Annotated in this window: 1 protein-coding gene; it reads left to right on the forward strand. The window is 55.3% G+C overall.

Features of this window, described 5'->3' with window-relative positions; all coding sequences use genetic code 11:
• The first annotated feature begins 201 nt into the window (after positions 1–201).
• The gene (locus tag H8K27_RS16370; protein WP_000158919.1) at positions 202–600 is read left to right on the forward strand and encodes a DNA-packaging protein FI; all 399 of its coding nucleotides are present in this window, start codon (positions 202–204) and stop codon (positions 598–600) included.
• The last annotated feature ends 129 nt before the right edge of the window (positions 601–729 follow it).

Here is a 729-nt window from a genome sequence, read left to right on the forward strand (position 1 = left end):
AGTTCGTGTCCGTACAACTGAAAGAGGAGCTTGATGACCGTGATGAGTTCGTGTCCGACAACTGAAAGAGGAGCTTGATGACAGTGATGAGTTCGTGTCCGTACAACTGAAAGAGGAGCTTGATGACAGTGATGAGTTCGTGTCCGTACAACTGGCGTAATCATGGCCCTTCGGGGCCATTGTTTCTCTGTGGAGGAGTCCATGACGAAAGATGAACTGATTGCCCGTCTCCGCTCGCTGGGTGAACAACTGAACCGTGATGTCAGCCTGACGGGGACGAAAGAAGAACTGGCGCTCCGTGTGGCAGAGCTGAAAGAGGAGCTTGATGACACGGATGAAACTGCCGGTCAGGACACCCCTCTCAGCCGGGAAAATGTGCTGACCGGACATGAAAATGAGGTGGGATCAGCGCAGCCGGATACCGTGATTCTGGATACGTCTGAACTGGTCACGGTCGTGGCACTGGTGAAGCTGCATACTGATGCACTTCACGCCACGCGGGATGAACCTGTGGCATTTGTGCTGCCGGGAACGGCGTTTCGTGTCTCTGCCGGTGTGGCAGCCGAAATGACAGAGCGCGGCCTGGCCAGAATGCAATAACGGGAGGCGCTGTGGCTGATTTCGATAACCTGTTCGATGCTGCCATTGCCCGCGCCGATGAAACGATACGCGGGTACATGGGAACGTCAGCCACCATTACATCCGGTGAGCAGTCAGGTGCGGTGATAG

It is taken from the genome of Cognatundibacterium griseum, assembly GCF_014284195.1.
Lineage (GTDB): Bacteria > Pseudomonadota > Gammaproteobacteria > Burkholderiales > Burkholderiaceae_D > Undibacterium > Undibacterium griseum.

What these genes read in the sequence shown, in the direction of transcription:
- H8K27_RS16370 (WP_000158919.1), top strand. Translation starts at nt 202, where the DNA reads ATGACGAAAGATGAACTGATTGCCCGTCTCCGCTCGCTGGGTGAACAA.